12 protein-coding genes and 8 pseudogenes are annotated in these 18,685 nt (G+C 32.1%); 5 read left to right on the top strand and 15 right to left on the bottom strand.

Annotated elements, in window-relative coordinates:
* Positions 1 to 41: 41 nt before the first annotated feature.
* Genes ABLV90_RS10695 through ABLV90_RS10680 form a run of 4 tightly spaced genes read right to left on the bottom strand, consistent with a single transcriptional unit; the run spans position 42 to position 4,162 of the window.
* Complete coding sequence (locus ABLV90_RS10695; protein WP_427707797.1) at positions 42 to 848, bottom strand: Cof-type HAD-IIB family hydrolase; 807 nt, start codon at positions 846 to 848, stop codon at positions 42 to 44.
* A 44-nt stretch (positions 849 to 892) separates the two neighbouring features.
* Positions 893 to 1,813: a homoserine kinase gene (thrB, locus tag ABLV90_RS10690; RefSeq protein ID WP_069815910.1), complete on the bottom strand. Its 921-nt coding sequence runs from the start codon at positions 1,811 to 1,813 to the stop codon at positions 893 to 895.
* 1 nt (position 1,814) lies between these two features.
* Positions 1,815 to 2,876 carry a threonine synthase gene (gene thrC, locus ABLV90_RS10685; protein ID WP_069832829.1) on the bottom strand — a complete coding sequence of 354 codons (1,062 nt, stop codon included), beginning with the start codon at positions 2,874 to 2,876 and terminating at the stop codon, positions 1,815 to 1,817.
* A 5-nt stretch (positions 2,877 to 2,881) separates the two neighbouring features.
* On the bottom strand, positions 2,882 to 4,162 hold the full coding sequence (locus ABLV90_RS10680) for a homoserine dehydrogenase (protein ID WP_460872616.1): 1,281 nt from the start codon (positions 4,160 to 4,162) through the stop codon (positions 2,882 to 2,884).
* Positions 4,163 to 4,352: 190 nt separating this feature from the next.
* On the opposite strand from ABLV90_RS10680, the pseudogene ABLV90_RS10675 reads away from it, so the two are divergent.
* Positions 4,353 to 5,721 (top strand): annotated as a pseudogene (locus tag ABLV90_RS10675) (aspartate kinase).
* 87 nt (positions 5,722 to 5,808) lie between these two features.
* On the opposite strand, the pseudogene ABLV90_RS10670 reads toward ABLV90_RS10675, so the two are convergent.
* Positions 5,809 to 6,403: pseudogene (locus tag ABLV90_RS10670) on the bottom strand (hypothetical protein).
* Positions 6,404 to 6,514: 111 nt separating this feature from the next.
* Entirely contained in the window at positions 6,515 to 6,970 is a 456-nt protein-coding gene (locus ABLV90_RS10665; RefSeq protein WP_460872615.1) for a hypothetical protein, read from the bottom strand.
* Between the two features lie 264 nt (positions 6,971 to 7,234).
* On the opposite strand from ABLV90_RS10665, the gene ABLV90_RS10660 reads away from it, so the two are divergent.
* A complete protein-coding gene (locus ABLV90_RS10660) occupies positions 7,235 to 8,098 on the top strand; it encodes a hypothetical protein (RefSeq protein WP_427704675.1) in 864 nt (287 codons plus the stop codon).
* Positions 8,099 to 8,242: 144 nt separating this feature from the next.
* On the opposite strand, the gene nucI is transcribed toward ABLV90_RS10660, so the two are convergent.
* Positions 8,243 to 8,773: a thermonuclease NucI gene (nucI, locus tag ABLV90_RS10655; protein ID WP_427704677.1), complete on the bottom strand. Its 531-nt coding sequence runs from the start codon at positions 8,771 to 8,773 to the stop codon at positions 8,243 to 8,245.
* Positions 8,774 to 8,983: 210 nt separating this feature from the next.
* Here nucI and ABLV90_RS10650 point away from each other — a divergent pair.
* A pseudogene (locus tag ABLV90_RS10650) lies at positions 8,984 to 9,176 on the top strand (LapA family protein).
* 222 nt (positions 9,177 to 9,398) lie between these two features.
* On the opposite strand, the gene ABLV90_RS10645 reads toward ABLV90_RS10650, so the two are convergent.
* From ABLV90_RS10645 to hflX, 5 genes and pseudogenes are all read right to left on the bottom strand, one after another.
* Positions 9,399 to 9,596 (bottom strand): hypothetical protein, encoded by a 198-nt coding sequence (locus ABLV90_RS10645; protein ID WP_069815928.1) that lies wholly within the window; start codon positions 9,594 to 9,596, stop codon positions 9,399 to 9,401.
* 703 nt (positions 9,597 to 10,299) lie between these two features.
* A pseudogene (gene glnA, locus ABLV90_RS10640) lies at positions 10,300 to 11,641 on the bottom strand (type I glutamate--ammonia ligase).
* 21 nt (positions 11,642 to 11,662) lie between these two features.
* Entirely contained in the window at positions 11,663 to 12,031 is a 369-nt protein-coding gene (locus ABLV90_RS10635; RefSeq protein ID WP_002507792.1) for a MerR family transcriptional regulator, read from the bottom strand.
* Between the two features lie 265 nt (positions 12,032 to 12,296).
* Positions 12,297 to 13,536, bottom strand: a pseudogene (locus ABLV90_RS10630) (aminotransferase class I/II-fold pyridoxal phosphate-dependent enzyme).
* A 16-nt stretch (positions 13,537 to 13,552) separates the two neighbouring features.
* Positions 13,553 to 14,789: pseudogene (gene hflX, locus ABLV90_RS10625) on the bottom strand (GTPase HflX).
* Between the two features lie 95 nt (positions 14,790 to 14,884).
* Here hflX and ABLV90_RS10620 point away from each other — a divergent pair.
* Entirely contained in the window at positions 14,885 to 15,358 is a 474-nt protein-coding gene (locus ABLV90_RS10620) for a glutathione peroxidase (RefSeq protein WP_065337888.1), read from the top strand.
* 132 nt (positions 15,359 to 15,490) lie between these two features.
* Here ABLV90_RS10620 and hfq read toward each other — a convergent pair whose 3' ends face one another.
* From hfq to ABLV90_RS10605, 3 genes and pseudogenes are all read right to left on the bottom strand, one after another.
* Positions 15,491 to 15,709 (bottom strand): RNA chaperone Hfq, encoded by a 219-nt coding sequence (gene hfq / locus ABLV90_RS10615; RefSeq protein ID WP_285323125.1) that lies wholly within the window; start codon positions 15,707 to 15,709, stop codon positions 15,491 to 15,493.
* Positions 15,681 to 16,660, bottom strand: a pseudogene (miaA, locus tag ABLV90_RS10610) (tRNA (adenosine(37)-N6)-dimethylallyltransferase MiaA). Before miaA ends, hfq begins: the two are co-directional and overlap by 29 nt.
* Positions 16,661 to 16,681: 21 nt before the next feature.
* Positions 16,682 to 17,621, bottom strand: a pseudogene (locus ABLV90_RS10605) (lysophospholipase).
* Positions 17,622 to 17,932: 311 nt separating this feature from the next.
* Between ABLV90_RS10605 and ABLV90_RS10600 the strand changes: the two are divergent.
* The gene (locus tag ABLV90_RS10600; RefSeq protein ID WP_460872614.1) at positions 17,933 to 18,679 is read left to right on the top strand and encodes a sulfite exporter TauE/SafE family protein; all 747 of its coding nucleotides are present in this window, start codon (positions 17,933 to 17,935) and stop codon (positions 18,677 to 18,679) included.
* Positions 18,680 to 18,685 lie beyond the last annotated feature (6 nt).

Below are 18,685 nucleotides of genomic sequence, written 5' to 3'. Positions count from 1 at the left end.
TTTTTAAATTGAACAAATATAAACTAAACTTAAATCCAAGCCTATTTTATTATTTTTTGTAACGTATGTGGAATGCCATTATCAATATTACTTAAAGTAATTTCATCAGCTACAGCCTTCACAGCGTCATTTGCGTTGTCCATAGCTACTGCATAGCCTACAACTTCAAGCATTGATATATCGTTAGAACTATCACCAAATGCGACGACTTGTGCTATATCTATATCCAATTTCTCACATAGAGCAATAATTGCATTTCCTTTAGATACGTCTTTTGTCATAAATTCTAAAAAGTAAGGTTTGCTTGTTGTAACATCTACAGCTTCATTGAAACTGCCATCTAATTCAGTGTTAATAGCTGAAACTTTAGAAACATAATCAACGCCCATAATTTTAGGCACATCTGATTGAATATACGCCTTTATATCAACTACATGCTTCATTGGTAAACCAGTAAGCTCTGATTCAATGTTCATGTATTCGTGTTCACCTTCATATATGATGTGACCATCTTGATAAGTTAAAACAAACAATTCATGTTTTCTACAAAAATCTACAATTAAATCAAAATTTTCTTTCGTTATTGCTCGGCTCACTTCAACCGCTTCATCACGAACATTGATTGTTTGACCACCATTGTAACTAATCACATAACTATTATATCGATCTAACTCTAACAATTTCGCAGTGGGTAGCATACCTTCAGTTGGACGACCTGAAGCTAAAATAACTTTATACCCTTGTTTTTGTATCTCAATTAAATAAGATTCTGTCTCAGGGCTGACTTTATTTTCAGCATTCATCAACGTATCGTCCATATCCATTACTATTACTTTATATTTACTCATGTTGCCTATCTCCTTTCAACATCTTCATTCTATACTACACCAAATTAAAGATGTTGGTACAATACTTTAGTTTCTACACCAGATTCGTTGATTGTAACAAGTTCAGATCGGCAACTTTCAAATTCATGCTTTAATTCTCTTACCAACTCACCACTACGTTCAGGTGCAATTAAATTTAATACTGTAGGCCCTGCACCACTTATTACTGTCGCATAGGCTTGGTACTGTTTAGCAATCGCTTTAATCGATTGGAACTCAGGTATTAAATGCTGTCTATAAGGTTCATGGAAGCCATCTTGCTCCATCATCTTGCCGGCAAGTTCATAATTATGCTGTATGAGTGCACTAATCATCGTATTACTTATTGCACTGTTTTGAACCGCTTTTTTGTGTGAAAAAGTATCAGGCAACGCATTTCTTGAGTCAGTTGTCTTCAATTCATATGATGGAATTGTGATAATAATATCTACTTTCGGTGTGTCAATATAAGACACATCTGTAACCTTTGTATCTGGATTATAATACCCGAGTACTAAACCACCATATATCGTAGGTGCGACATTATCAGGATGCCCTTCAAATTCTGTAGCAAGTTGAAGCAATTCATACTTAGACAATTCTATATCACCAAAATAGTTAGCAATATAAAGCGCACCTACCAATGCAGAGGCTGAAGAACCTAATCCTCTCGCTAATGGAATTTCACTTCTCATTTCTATATCTAAGTTGGGTAAAGTAACGTTATACTTACGCGCAACCTTTTGAGCAACTTGGAAAATATAGTGACTGTCATCAGTTGGTAATCCTTCAACATTTGGGCCGTTATGGTTAAATGTCCAAACATTATTCTTACTTACTTTCACATCTAAATATAAAAATTTATTTAAAGCCATTCCTATAGAATCAAAACCGACACCTAAATTTGCAGTAGATGCCGGAATTTTTAAATATAACCTATCGCTCATGCTATAGTGCTCCTTTGATGTAGTCTAGAATACTCTTTCTATCATTTGGTAAAGGTTTAATAGGGTTATCTAATAAAGAAATTGCAGTGTCAGGATCTTTTAAGCCATTACCTGTTAATACAGCTACTACCTTTTTACCTTTTGGTAGTTTTCCAGAACGGTGTAGTTTAATTAATCCCGCGATTGAAGCATTACTTGCGGGTTCACTAAAGACGCCTTCTTTTCGTGCCATAAGTTGATATGCTTCTAAGATTTCTTCATCAGTTACACTGTCGACTAATCCATTAGATTCATTCAATGCATTTGTCGCTTTATCCCAACTTGCAGGGTTCCCTATTCTAATTGCTGTTGCAACTGTATCAGGATCCTTCACTACTTTGTTTTGTACAATTGGCGAAGCACCTTCAGCTTGGAATCCGTACATGTTAGGTAATTGCGTATCATGCTTGTCGTGATATTCTTTAAAACCTTTCCAATAAGCCGAAATGTTTCCAGCATTACCTACTGGTATAGATAAAATATCAGGGGCAACACCGTCCAATTGTTGAATTACTTCAAAGGCACCTGTTTTTTGACCTTCAATACGGTATGGATTCACTGAATTTACAAGTGCAATTTCACCATTTTTAGCAACTTCTTGAACAATTTCTAAAGCTTCATCGAAATTGCCTTCTATTGAAACAATTTCAGCACCATACATAACAGCTTGAGATAATTTGCCTAAAGCAATTTTCCCTTCTGGTATTACAACGATTGCTTTTAAACCAGCACGTGCAGCGTATGCTGCAGCTGATGCTGATGTATTACCTGTAGAAGCACAAATCACTATTTTTTTGCCTTCTTCTTTTGCTTTGGCCATAGCCATAACCATACCTCTATCTTTAAACGAACCTGTTGGATTTGCACCTTCATACTTCACATGTAATTCAATATCAAGCATCTCTGACATGTTCTCACAGTAAATTAAAGGGGTATGTCCTTCATTTAATGTTAACTGTGGTGTTGCTTCATTTACGGGTAAATATGATTTAAATTCTTCTACTAATCCTTGCCATCTTTTCATAAATATTAAACCCCTTCTACTGGATAAATTTTCTTAACAATATAACCTGACTCTGTAATAGAGGTCTCTGGTGCTTCATCGATACCAACGATGACTATACCTACAGTATGCGCATCACGCTCTGATACTGATAATGATTTATGGAAAGGTAATATACTTTTAATTTGAGTTTCAACTTTGTTTATTTCTTCACCATCTGTTTGGACTACTAAGTAATAACTTTCTTTATCTTTAAACGAAATTGTATCCTCGTCATCCATCATTTCTTTTGTTTCTGCAGTTTTCAATTCAAAGTGTGGTGGTAATGTATGCAAATTCGTTTCAAAGTTTAATGTGACATTCAATAAGTCACTTACTACAGCACTACCTGTAGCTAAACTACCTGCACCTTTACCATAAAACATTGTTTCACCGACAGCATCACCGATAACATAAATTGCATTGAATTCATCTTCAACTGAAGCTAATTGATGCGATTTATTAACTAGTGTTGGCGCTACAGAAGCTTGTACTTGGCTATTTTCATATGTACCTTTACCAATTAATTTGATTTTATATCCTAATTCATCGGCTACTTTAATATCTGAAAGTTCAACGTCACTAATACCATGTCTATCTACATCAGCTAAATTGATGACTTGGTTAAATGATAAATAAGACGTAATTACTACTTTTCTTGTCGCATCGATGCCTTCAACATCATCAGTAGGATCTGCTTCAGCAAAACCTAATCTTTGCGCTTCGTCTAAAGCATCTTTAAATGATGTTTCTTCTTGTGTCATTTTACTTAAAATAAAGTTTGATGTTCCATTTAAAATACCCATGAATTTACTGATATTATTTGCATTTAAACCGTTATTTATCGCATTGACGATTGGTATACCACCCGCAACACTTGCTTCATATTTTAAAGCTACATCATTTTTTTGAGCTAATTCTTCTAATACATTCAAGTGAACTGCCAATAAATCCTTATTTGCTGTAATAACATGTTTTTTCTCGCTTAAAGCACGTTTCAACCAATCTACTGTTGGTTCAATACCACCCATGACTTCTACGACGATATCAATTGAATCATCATTTAATATTTCATCAATGTCTTCCGTCAAATGATACTTCGAAACATTTATAGGTCTTGAACGACTCTTGTCGCGTACCAAGATATGTCTAATATTAATATCTTTGTTCATTGTTTCTTTAATTTGTTCTCTATTCTCTTCAATAATTTTTACTACACCTGAACCTACAGTACCTAAACCGAGCAGGGCTACATTTAATTCCTTCATAAATTCATTCCTCCGATTGTTCTTCTAAAAAATACAATTGTACAGTTGAAAAATACTTGAATATGGTATAGTATAAATTCATTCATTATTTTTGTAAAGCTTGAAAATCTAAATCGTATATCTATCCTATCACTCTCGTGATAAAAACTAAACAAAATTTTCTGATTTTTTAGAAAGGTTGTATGTCACTATGAAAGTTTCAAAATTTGGAGGAAGTTCTGTTTCTAATGCAGAACAAATAAAAAAAGTATTAAATATTGTTAATTCGGACGAAGATAGAAAAATCACTATTGTTTCTGCACCAGGGAAACGACATAAAGAAGATGTGAAAACAACTGATTTATTAATTCGTCTATACGAAAAAGTAATTGATCGTTTAGACTATATTTCTAAAAAAGAAGAAATCATTCAGCGCTATGCCGATATTATTCATGAATTACATATGAGTGATACATTACTATCTACGATTGATCAAACACTAGAATCTTACATTGCTACATTAAAAGACAAACCTTCTCGTTTGTTAGATGCTTTATTATCTTGTGGAGAAAACTTTAATGCTCAATTGATCGCTGAGTATAATAACAGTCAAGGCATCCCTACCCGTTATATTTCGCCCGGAGATGCTCGGCATAACTGTTACAGATTTACCCCAAAATGCCCAAATCTTAGATCAATCTTATGAAGCATTGTATAAATTAAGAGCATATGATGAAAAATTAATTATTCCCGGTTTCTTTGGCCTTTCAAGACAAAATTACATTGTTACATTCCCACGTGGCGGTTCTGATATTACTGGAGCAATTGTCGCTAGAGGTGTTAGAGCAGATATATATGAAAACTTTACAGATGTATCTGGTATTTTCAGAGCCAATCCTTCTATAGTAAAAGATCCTGAAGTGATTGATGAAATTACTTATAGAGAAATGCGTGAACTTTCATACGCCGGCTTTGGTGTCTTCCATGATGAAGCACTGCGGCCATTGCATAAAGATAGAATTCCTGTCGTCATTAAAAATACGAATAGACCTAATGATATAGGGACATATATTCGTCATGATAGAGAAATAAACTCTAATAACGTTGTCAGTGGTATTAGTTGTGACAAAGACTTCACAGTACTGAACATCAAAAAATACTTAATGAATAGACAAGTTGGTTTTACACGTAAAATATTAGGTGTACTTGAAGATTATGAGATTTCATTCGATCACATGCCTTCAGGTATAGACAGTATCAGTATCATAATGCGTTCAAAAGAAATTCAACATAGAGAAGAGCAAGTCTTAAACGATATTCGCGAACGTTGTGATGTTGATGAGTTGAGTGTAGAGCACGATTTAGCTGTACTCATGATCGTAGGAGAAGGTATGCATAGAATTGTCGGCACAGCCAATACAATAACGCATGCGCTTGCCGAAGCTAATATAAATTTAAAAATGATGAACCAAGGTGCTTCGGAAATATCTATCATGTTCGGTATAGATGTAACAGATGCAGAAAAAGCGGTTAAATCAACATATGAATACTGCTATAATGGTCAATGTTTAAAAATCTAACACGATGCATTCATAAATATTAAATAAAGAAATCCTTCAAATCAAATGTGCTTTAGTTAAAAGACTGACATTCTGATTTGAAGGATTTTATATTGCTTTCTTTTCTGAAATTAATGCTTGGTTAATACGTTCATCTCCAACAACTAAGCGTAAGATAACGAATTGATAATAACTTAATGAATCAATGACACTTCTATAATTAGGAATTTGATGATAATCGATAGGATCCAACAATTCATACATCAAGACGATTTCTGGTTTAACATAATCTACATCCCATTTGATTGAATGGAAATAAATATGTTTCTCAGTGCATCCTAATATTATGATTCCATCTAAACATCCAATCTTCATCTTCTACATCATAAACAATAATCGTCATGATGATATCTTCGTTATCAAAGATATTAGCGTGTGTCACTTTAGGAAAATCAATTTTCGTGAAATCTGACGTTGAGGATGTGCCATCATATAGCACAGATTTAAATGTTTTAGGTATATATTTTAAAACTTCCCCTAAAAATTTTCTTTCAACACTTATGTCTACTTTTCCATTTAAATTAAATTTATCATGCAAAAATAATTGTTTAGCAACTTCACCATTATATTTAAATAAACTAGCTACATTTTCATTTAGCGTCTCTACAATTTGTTTAATATTATTATTTTTAGTATCTGGCAAATGAGCACCTCCTATTCAAAGTAAGCGTTTCCAATAATATTCATTATATAATTTGTAGAAGCGTTTTTCAATGTATAAAACATGAAAATGTGAAATAAAACACATTTAATTTTAAAAATCACCTATATGTATAAAATCATGTGCTAATCTGGTATTTAAAAATTCAGGTCTATTAATAAGCAAAAATTGATCAGCACTTTGTATTAGCGCAACTTGAATTTCAGCTACTTCAGGTATAGTCTGATATAATGAATTATCTGCCATATAAGGCATAGTAGCAAAATACCGACTAATACGATATTTTGAAAATGTTTGAGCAACATCTGTCCCTACTATAATATGATATTCACTGCTAACCACACCATTTGATAATATAATATTAAAATTTGTATGTTTAGCTACATATTTAATAATATCCGTAGAATAACTAATCACTGAGATTTTAATTCCATTATAAAATAATTGATCAATTATTTTATAAGCAACAGGATGATTATCAAATGCGATAATTTCATTTTCATTGATCTTCTCAGTAATTTGCTCGAGATAACTTTTAATAGCACTCAAATTGTCGTCCTCCATCTACACTATTTATATTGCGCATAATTTATTATATCTATTTATAGTCATAAGTAAAACTATAAATCATTGTTCAAACGTTCACTTAGTTAACTTTTATTATAGGAATAATCACACAAATAATCACAATTGTTATTAATAATGATTTTATTGTATTTTTTATAACAATTTAATAAATACAATTTGTACTACTTTAAAGAAAGGCGTAAAATAAACCTTGTTAAAAATTAAATTAAGATTAGGATGATACACATGTTTTTAATTTCTATTTTACTTATAATAATTGTTCTATTAATTATTATTGTATTTATAAATCATCACCTTATGAAACATAAGCTTGATACTGAAATATATTCTAAGAATCAATTAGTTAATAAAATCAGTATGGTTACGAGTGAAAACACATACTTAAAAAATCAGATGTTAGATATTGATGCAAATAACGATACATATCATCATGGATTAAGAAAAGCCAAACAGGATTTAAATGAAATTTTATCACAATACAAAACAGAAACTAAGATTAAGTTTTATGACATCATTGCTACAAGTAATCTTGCAGTAAAACATCCGTTATTTGAATATGCAAGAACATTCGATTATATCGTGATAACTGATAAAGGGCTCTTCAACATTAATGTTAAAAATTGGAAACAAAAAACGTTCTACCATTTTAATGTAGACTCTAACTTAGAATCTTTATCTAATAATGAAGACACAGTAAATCAAACTGTCGGTCGCTACATTGCGAATCAATATCATTCACAATTTCAAACAACACGAAAAACAAGTTATACATTTATAGAACGTATCAAAAATAACTCAGTGATTTTTGAATTTTATAATTATGATCCATATGAACAATCTTCTCAAAATGCCAAAGTATTAGAAGATAAAATAAATGAACACTTAAAACGTCAAATCAAGAGTATAGGACTTGTTTATTTTACAGATGGTAGTGTGAATATCATAGATGGACCAACAATTAGAGGAGATTACGCAGAAACCGTCTCTTCAAAATCATCTTTAAAAGAAGTCATTGGTGAAACACTAGCATCTTCAAATGAATCATTAACTGAAGAACAATATAATAAATTAGTGAATCATATGCATTAATCGATATTACTAGAAAGAATAGTGGCAAAAATAAAAAGGTAGCTCCCTAAAATGGGAAGCTACCTTTTATTTTGTGCACAAAGTCACATGATTCCTTTTAGCATTTATATGCATACTTTGTACAACCACGTTCGGTTGATTACTTTAACTCCAAATATTCTCATTGTTATTTTTTGCTTGTTGTTCAGCTTTTTCAAATACGTCTCTGTATTTACCATTAGGTGCATAATATTTTTCTTTAGCTAAACCTTTTTTTATTAATTCTTCATTAAACATTGTATGCTTATCTAACCATAAATAAGCTAATGTTCTTCCATATTGATCTTCTTGTTCTTTATCATATTCCAAAAAAACGTCTTTGTTTGTCAATTGTGCTTTAGAATAATCAGAAGCTTCTTTACCATATGGTTGAACTGGAGTATCAGGTTTAACTGTTTCTGGCGTGTCCACTCCGATAAGTCTAACCTTCAGTTCTTTGTTATTGTCATCTTTGGCAACCAAAGTATCACCATCAACAACACGTTCAATGTGCACTTCCTCAGTTTCGTTAGGTCCAGAATCTGATTTTGATCCATTATTTTGAAAAGGCCCTGTTCCATTTATAAATTGAAACGCAAGTACACCTAACACAATCACACTAACAACTAATATCGTCATTTTTTTAGTCGATTTCACTGTTGCACCTACTTCTTTTGAATTGTCCAAATTATCATATAGAAAATCAATTAAGCCGTCAAGTTAGCGTAGTCCACAATATTTTATACTTTAATTCAAATGACAAAATTCTGTTATAATATTCAACGTAATTATAATGACGAATAATAATATTTTATTTTATATCACTGATAAACTCGTGCTATAATACATTAGATAGGAGTGAACAAATTGAGTATATTTAAAGAGAATATGATTACAATCATCGCAGTGATTATTGCAGTGATTGTAGGACTCATATTACAAAATCAATTTCAATTACCGTTAATGGTATCGAGCAGTCGTAGCGATTTGTTTAGGTGTCCTTATTGGTTTCATTGTTTTTGTTATCCAAGCAGTCGTAACGAAATATAAAAAGAAATAACCTTTACTGCCGCATATCAAATGCGGGCAGTTTTTTTATGTATCATTTTAATACGTATTAGCAATAGAACGATAAGAAATAAAATTTTTCACTTTAGTTTACATAACTATATTATAGTAGTTTTAACATCTTTCTTAAATTATCGTCGTTACTTTATAGATCCTTTTCACAAAATAAAAAAGTCGAGTAAAAAGTTAAAACTTCATACTCGACTTTTTTATTTTAAGTATTTTTTATGAATGTCAGTATAGCATTAAACTCTTCTTCATTCGATGAGTATGTGCGTTCCTCAACTTCTCGTACTGTAGCATTTAGTAACTGATAACCTGCCACTTCATCATCTTCTAAAAATGCATTAATACTACTCTCTAATTCTTTTAATGATGCCGCTCTCAATGTACTTAGTTTAATCTTGTTCATCTACCCATCCCCTTATCAAGATAAATAATATTTATTAGTTACATATTACTACTTATACATCATACATACAATTAATAATACAATAGCTTCAAATATTAATGTGCATTATAATGCTCTTTGTTGACTCTTATAATCCTTTTATCTTAAAATTAAGTTTCAGTTTATAATGATTGAGGTGATTATTTTCTTCAAATCAAAAGAAGCGCGTGCATTTATTATATACTTTGGAATATGTCTTACTTTATTTACATTATATTTATTACCTTTCGTGCACGCGATATTCGGTTAATATAGGTGTATCACTACAATTATATTATCTCAACAAACAGCCCCAAATAACTCAAATCGAGTTATTTGGGGCTGTTCTTTATTAATAATGTTTTAACGTAAGATGTTATTAAAATAGCTAAGATTTGCATGAGTAATATAATTAATATGTGTCGCTTCTTTAGACAACATATCCTGTGATTTAATTAATTTTTGTATTTGCAAATCATTTTTATGCTTGTTTTTCATCTGACTTTTAGTAATAAAGTGGGCTAAAAATGGTATAACTATAAAAGTGATTATCCAGTTTGGAATTTAAAACCCGCACCCAAAACACTTCCTAACATTAAATCGGTGCAAAAAAACAACCCGAGATCATTCATTCAGAATGACCCGAGTTGTTGATATTACTGATATTATCCCTCTTGTTTAGCACCTAGTATTCTTTAAGGTATTGTTCTCTTTCCCATTCAGAAACTTGTGTTCTATAATAATCCCACTCAATTGATTTAGAGTTAATAAATTGATTATAAATATGATTGCCTAAAGCTTCTTTAATTGGTGCGTTATTTTTCATTGCTTTAACAGCAGTGTATAAAGTTGAAGGTAAATCTTCTATACCAACAGCTTCACGTTCTTCGCGATTCATTTCATAAATGTTTTGGTTAACTGGTTCTGGAACTTCTAGTTTATTTTTAATACCATCTAAACCTGCTTCTAAAAGTGCTCGCTAATGCTAAATATGGATTGGCAGCTGGATCTACTGAACGTACTTCAACACGTGTAGATAATCCACGAGAAGTTGGTACACGGATTAATGGTGAACGGTTTTTACCACTCCAAGCGATATAACATGGTGCTTCGTAACCTGGAACTAAACGTTTGTATGAGTTTACTAAAGGATTACATACAGCTGTGAAACCACGTGCGTTTTTCAAAGTACCTGCTATGAAATGATAAGCATCTTTCGTCATTTGCATATCGCCATCTGGATCATAGAATGCGTTCTCTTTGCCCTTGAATAATGACATGTTAAAGTGCATCCCACTACCATTAACACCGAATAAAGGTTTCGGCATGAATGTCGCATGTAGATTATGTTGACGTGCAATTGTTTTTACAACAAGTTTAAATGTTTGAATGTTATCACAAGCTGTAATTGCATCTGCATATTTAAAGTCTATTTCATGTTGACCTGGTGCGACTTCATGGTGACTCGCTTCAATATCAAAGCCCATGTCTTCAAGTTCTAATACAATATCACGACGACAATTTTCACCTAAATCTGTTGGTGCAAGGTCAAAGTATCCACCATTATCATTTAATTCTAATGTTGGTTCGCCTTTTTCATCTAATTTAAATAAGAAGAATTCTGGCTCAGGCCCCAAATTCAAATCTGAGAATCCTAATTCTCTCATATTTTCTAAGACACGTTTTAAGTTTGAACGTGGATCACCTTCAAATGGTGTATGATCTGTTTTATAAACATCACAGATAAGTCGAGCAACTTTTCCTTGTCCTGCTGTCCATGGGAAGATAACCCATGTATCTAAATCTGGGTATAAATACATATCTGACTCTTCAATTCGAACGAAACCTTCAATTGAAGAACCATCAAACATCATTTCATTATCTAATACTTTTTCTAGTTGGCTAACCGGTACTTCTACGTTTTTAATTACGCCTAGAATATCAGTGAATTGTAAGCGTAAATATCTTACGTTTTCTTCTTTAGCAAACTTATGAATGTCTTCTTTAGTAAATGTACGTTTTGGCATTGTAAATGTCCCCCGTTAATATTATTTGATAAAACGTGATAAGTCACCACGATTTATCGGTATTGCTTCTCGTTGTGGTTTCTGGGTAGCTTCAACTATCATTTGTTTTCTTGTTTCTTGTTCATCATCAGAAAGATGACTTTGCTCTTCATTAAGAATTTGCTTAATACCCTTGATATTAAATCCTTTTTCAATCAGTTTTTTAATTTCTAAAAGTCGTTCCAAATCATTTAATGAAAAGAGCCTCTTATTGCCTTCTGAACGTTGTGGTTTAATCAGTTCATGTGTTTCATAGTAGCGAATTTGCCTTGCGGTTAATTCACTCAATTTAGTTACAACACTGATAGAGAATACAGGCATATTGCGTCTTAATGTATCGTTTGACTTCAATTCCCTCACCTCTATTTTTGAACTTGTTCTAAATTTAGCACAATTTTTCAATAATTTCAAAAATATGTAAGGTTTCCTCACATATCCTTTGAACCCTTGGTATCACTAACGTGCGTCTTATCAACATTTATAAATCATATTAATTTTTAGAAAATTCCTTTAATTTGTTCAAAAAAATCCATATATTTTATCTAAATTCACATCATTAGCAAGTATATTACTTCAAAATGTGTGTTTGATAGAATACATGGATTTTAGCTTCCTTTTATATCAGTTGCTGTGATTTAAGATTTGCTCGCAGCTCTTGTTACTGCCAATTTCACATGCTCGTAAGTTAAGCCACCTTGTACATAGGCTTCATATGGTGGTCGAATTGGACCATCAGCTGATAATTCAATAGACGAACCTTGGATAAACGTACCAGCAGCCATAATAACATCGTCTTCATAGCCTGGCATAGAAGCAGGTTCTGGCTTAAAGTGCGCGTTAATCGGTGAAGCTTGTTGAATACTTTGGCAAAATTGAATCATTTGCTCTTTCGTATCAAATTCAACTGTTTGTATAAGATCCGTTCTCGGAACATCATATCTTGGTTTTGTATGCATGTTCATTTTTTCTAATAGTAGACTCGTAAACAATGCGCCTTTTAAACTTTGGCTAACAACATGAGGTGCTAAGAAAAAGCCTTGGTACATTTCTTGTAATGAGTTAAGAGAGGCACCCGCTTCTTTACCTATACCAGGTGCAGTTAAACGGTATCCACATCTAGCAACCAAGGATTCTTTGCCGGCAATATAACCACCAATTTTAGCTAAGCCACCACCTGGATTTTTAATTAATGATCCGGCAATTAAATCTGCACCACATTCTATCGGTTCACGCGTTTCAACGAATTCACCATAACAATTATCTACAAAAATAATCACGTCCGGATACTGTGATTTTATTGTTTGAATTGCGCGCTCAATCACTTCTAAATTAAGAGAAGGTCGTTGATCATATCCTTTAGAACGTTGAATTGCAATAACTTTGGTTTGTGGTTTGATTTGATTCATTACTTCTTCTATATCTATATCATCATCTTTTAAATCAACTTTATTATAACTCACGCCGTATTCTTTCAAACTTTCAATACCATTTCCATTTATGCCAATAACCTCTAATAAAGTATCATAAGGATTTCCTGTTATATATAACAGCTCATCACCATATTTTAATGTGCTTTGTAAAGCAATCGTTATCGCATGGGTACCTGAAATAATTTGCGGTCTGACAATAGCATCTTCTGCTTTAAAAACATGAGCATAAATTTCTTCTAAATGGTCTCTACCAAAATCATCATAGCCATAACCAGTAGTGCCTTGCAAGTCATTTTCAGTTGCTCTAACCGCATGAAATGCATCTAATACTTTTTCCTGATTAACATATGCTGTTGCCTCAATGTTTCTGAAATATGGTGCTAACGTTTCTTCTGTATTAGCAATCAGCTGTTTCATATCTTCCATTAATCATTACTTCCTTCTATTCTTTTTTATATCCTTTAATTTCATATGTCGCATCATCTTCATTAAATATTAATTCTGAGACAAGTGTATGCTGTTTGAGAAAATATAATCTATCCGCATTCGCACTTGGTATGGTTTCTTCATAATATGTGAGTGTTTTTTGCACTTGATCAAATAGCAATTGTTTTACTTTGTCTATATCTGCTTCATCTCGACTAGAAACAAATACCGATGGCTTATTCGTTGTCGGCGTCGCACCTTCATGTAAATCTTTTTTATTAAATATAATCGCTTGCGGAATTTGTGCCATATCTAAATCTGCAATAATTCCATTCACAGTATCATATTGCGCTCTATACTCAGGATGACTACTATCAACGACATGTAATAATAGATCCGCATTTTTTGCTTCTTCAAGCGTTGATTTAAAAGCTGCAATTAATGTCGTTGGCAGCTTTTGAATAAATCCAACTGTATCTGAAATAATTAAGTTAAACCCATCATTTATCTGGATTTGTCGTGTTTTAGGGTCAAGTGTTGCGAATAATAAATTCTTTTCATATGTTGTTTCATTGGCAAGCATGTTAAACCAAGACGATTTACCTGCGTTCGTATAACCTATGAGTGCAACTTGGAAAACATGGTTCTGTTCACGTTTATTACGATAACGTTCACGATGTTCAACCACTGTTTCTAATTGGTGTTTAATTTCATTCATTCTCGTTCTAATATGACGACGGTCCATTTCTAGCTTCGTTTCACCAGGGCCTCTTGTCCCAATACCGCCACCTAAACGTGACAAACTACGTCCATGCCCTTGCAATCTTGGCATTAAATAATCAAGTTGCGCTAATTCAACTTGTAATTTACCATCTTTACTGCTTGCTCTTAATGCAAAAATTTCTAATATTAATTGCGTTCTGTCGATAATTTTCACATTTAAATTTCCATTTAGCGCTTTTGATTGTGCTTGTTGTTAATTCATCATTAGCAACAACGACATCGATATCATGATATTCAATATACGCTCGAATATCTTCTAATTTCCCTTTACCAACATAATATTTTCTATCAAAATGCGTTCTGTTTTGAGTAAACTGTTCTTGAACGTTTAGTTGACACGTTTCTGACAATGATGCTAATTCTTCCATTGTCGACTCAAAATCAAATTCATCATCATTTTGAGCATGTACTCCAACTAAAATAGCTGTTTCTAATTCTTTTTTTGTATTATAAGTTTGTTGTTGGGTCATAACATGCACCTCTTTTCTTAGCTATTCTATCATAGTGTATATATAAAGACTACAGCGCCAATTTATGTTAGATTATTTATAAGAGGTGAATTAAAATGACTATATATGACATAGAAGTTCAGAAACCAAATGGAGAATCGTACAAATTAGATACGTACCAAGGACAACCCATGTTAATTGTTAACACGGCTAGTGAATGTGGTTTTACACCACAGTTCGAAGGACTTCAAAGTTTATATGATAAATATAAAGATCAAGATTTTATAGTATTAGGTTTCCCTTGTAATCAATTTGGAGGTCAAGAGCCTGGCACTGGTGAAGAAGCTACACAAAACTGTAAAATTAACTATGGCGTTACTTTCCCAATGCATGAAAAAGTTGATGTCAAAGGTGAAAATCAACACCCACTATTTGAATTTTTAACTAAAGAACAAAATGGTGTCTTCAATGAAAAAATCAAATGGAACTTCACTAAATTCCTAGTAGATAAAGATGGTAAAGTTGTAAAACGCTTTTCTCCACAGAAAAAACCTAATCAAATCGAATCAGAAATTGAAGCATTATTATAATTTGAAGATTTTATGATTTTCTGAAACAATATTAATCATTACAATATCTATAAATAAATATAAGCTACACTAGATGTCAATTAATCTAGTGTAGCTTTTTTAGTTTTTAATTTTTAATTATATATTTTCTGATTATGATGTTTGAGGTACATCATCAATTGTAAAAGTACTGATAGCATGTTTATAAATAAAATGCTGTTTACCTTGAGATAATAAGCATACTACATACTTATCATAATCCTCAATAACACCTTTCATTTGAAAACCATTCATTAAAAACACAATCACTTTTGTTTGATCAGTCTTAAATTGTCCTAGGAATTTATCTTGGATGTTTTCTGTTGTCTTCATGTTCTATACTCCTTTTCTTTATTTGGACTGAAACTTCATCTAACATCGATGAAAGTGACATTTTCTCTTTATCTAACCATACTACGTCTAGCTTATTTTTGAACCAAGTCATCTGTCGCTTTGCATAGTTTCGAGAATGTTGCTTTAATTTATCTATTGCGTCATTTTTATTTGTACCGCACTTCACTACAGGCAACATTTCTTTATAGCCTATAGCTTGCATACTTTGACATGATTCATATCCCGCATCTACGAGTTGTTTCACTTCATCAAGTAAACCACGTTCCAACATTATATCTACGCGTTTATTTATTCTTTGATATAATATGTCACGCGACATTTCTATCCCTAATAATAATGTATCATAATTTTCTGTATATTGTTGAACTTTCTTTCGAGAACTTAAAAGTTTTTTTGTTTTTAAATAATATTGTATTGCCCTGCGCACTCTTTTTCTATTATTAGGATGAATATCTTCTGCTGACTCACTATCAAATGATGATAAATACTGATGTAACGCTTCATTTGATAGCTGATCTAATTCTGCTAATTTTTTATCTACTAATTCACTTTCTTCTTCTGTGATTGTTTCATCTTCAAACGCATAATCGTGAATCAGAGACTGGATATATAAGCCCGTGCCTCCGAGCAATTATAGGCACACATCCTCTATCAGTAATCTCAGTTATTAATTGCTCGGGCTCTATTTTTAAAATCAAATGCAGAAAATGTTTCATCTGGTTCTAATATATCTATCATATGATGTGGCACGCCTGACATTTCATCTGGTGTAATCTTTGCTGTACCTATATCCATATGCTTGTATACTTGCATTGAATCGCCACTGATAATTTCACCATTAAATTTTTTCGCTAATTCAATGCTAAATTCTGTCTTTCCAACAGCAGTCGGTCCTACAAGTACGATTAAAAAAGGTTTATCGTTATGCACGTGTATATCAACTCTCTTTAGTTATTTACTATTATTATTTATCTTTTTTAAAATTTGCTTTTCAATCCATTCATACATGTTATTCCATGTAATATCAGAATCCGTATCGAATAAAACTTCATGGCGTTTATTTTTGTATAAATGGACGGTTACATGTTTCACACCACAGCGTTTATATAATTTCCCTAGTTTTCTAATACCTTTACCTTTGCCACCTAACGGATCGTCTTTACCCGATATGAGTAGTACAGGAAGTTCTGTATTCATTTTTTCAATATTTTTTACACGACTTGTGGCTAATGCGTGTTTTATTATTTGGTATATAAGTTGATTGGAAACTAAAAAACCAGTATTCGGATCTTTTATAAATTTAGCCACTTCTCGAGCATCGCTAGATAACCAATCGCTTGAAGTTTTTTGATTTTTGATATCTTTATTGAATGATTTATACATTAATCGGTTAATCCACTTCAATCGACGTCGTTTCCCTAATATTAAAGTAATGATTTTCATTAATGCGAGCAATGGGTAGACCTAAATACTTTGGATATTGTGCTGTGCCACTAAGAATTAAACCTTGCGCTGCATCAGGATATTTTTGAGCAAATACACGCGCTATAATAGAACCCATAGAATGACCAATCATAATGTATGGGATGTTTGTATAGTGTGTACACATTGTTTGAGCAATTTCATATGTATCATCCGCTACTTGTGATATATCATCTATATGTCCGCGTTCTTTTTCATTTATTTCTTTACCATGACCTCTATGGTTATGGCGTAATACATCATATCCTTGTTGATTAAACGATTCAACAAGTTCATCATATCTTCCCATATGTTCTGCCATACCATGAAGCAAATGTACAACACCAATTGTTTCATGTTTGGCTTTATCTAATTTCACTTCTAACATTGTGCCATCTTCAACAGTAATCTTAAATTCCTTTTGACTCATGTGATAGCCCCCAAATCATGCATCATTTCAATCTTCTTATACTATACAATATACCCTCAAAATTCAATGTTATCAAATAGAATGCAAAACGTTAACCACTAGACAACGATATATTAAAAAACATTGATTTTATAAATACTTAAGAAAATATTCTCACCAATAAAAATGCAATAATCCTTCGAAACCCTAATATGATTCTATATTAAAAATGTTATACTCAATATCAAGTATTGAATCAATAATAGGTATTGAGTTAATCATGCTCATCATAAAATGTAAAACAAACAACAATTCGTCGAGGAGGACATCTAATGGATATAACGATTTTTATTTTTATTTTATTAGCTATATTCTTAGGTGCTTTAGTCCGAACATACTTTGGCTTTGGAGAAGCTTTAATCAGCATGCCTTTATTAGCTTTAATCGGTTTAGATATAAAAACAGCTATATCTTTAGTGGGTATCGTCGGTCTAACTGTGGCTTTATTCAATATTTTTTCTGAAATGAAGCATATTAAATATAAGACTTTGGCAGTCATGATGTCCGGTAGTTTAATCGGCATACCTATAGGCATATGGATACTCCATCATTTTGATACTGAAAAAATACAATTACTGTTAGCTATTTTTCTAATCTTTTATGGTATTTATGCATTTATCAAGACCGTTTTTCTTACCCATCACGCTAAAATTAAACTTAAATCTTCTCTATGGGAAGGTTTGGCAGGACTTGTTTCCGGCATGCTAGGCAGTATTTATAACTCTCATGGTGTACCAATCGTTATTTTCGGAACGCTAAGTCAATGGCATATTAAAGACTTTAAAAGTACAATTCAGGCTCATTTTCTATTAACAGCTATCTTTGTTGTCATAGGTCAATTGTTGGGTGGTATATGGACGAGTCAAACTATTCAATTATTCTTAGCTACTTTACCTGTATTGATTGTTGCAGTTTTATTAGGTAAGTATTTATCGAAAAAGACACACCATAATCATTTTGAAAAATGGATTTATATTTTTATAGTTATCTTAGGTATATTAATGCTTTCAACACAGTAATTAGAT

Origin of the sequence: Staphylococcus sp. 2S1 (genome assembly GCF_046721335.1) — a bacterium.
Lineage (GTDB): Bacteria > Bacillota > Bacilli > Staphylococcales > Staphylococcaceae > Staphylococcus > Staphylococcus equorum_A.
The sequence above is the reverse complement of the archived record's forward strand: the minus strand, read 5'-3'. Positions and strand labels throughout refer to the sequence as shown.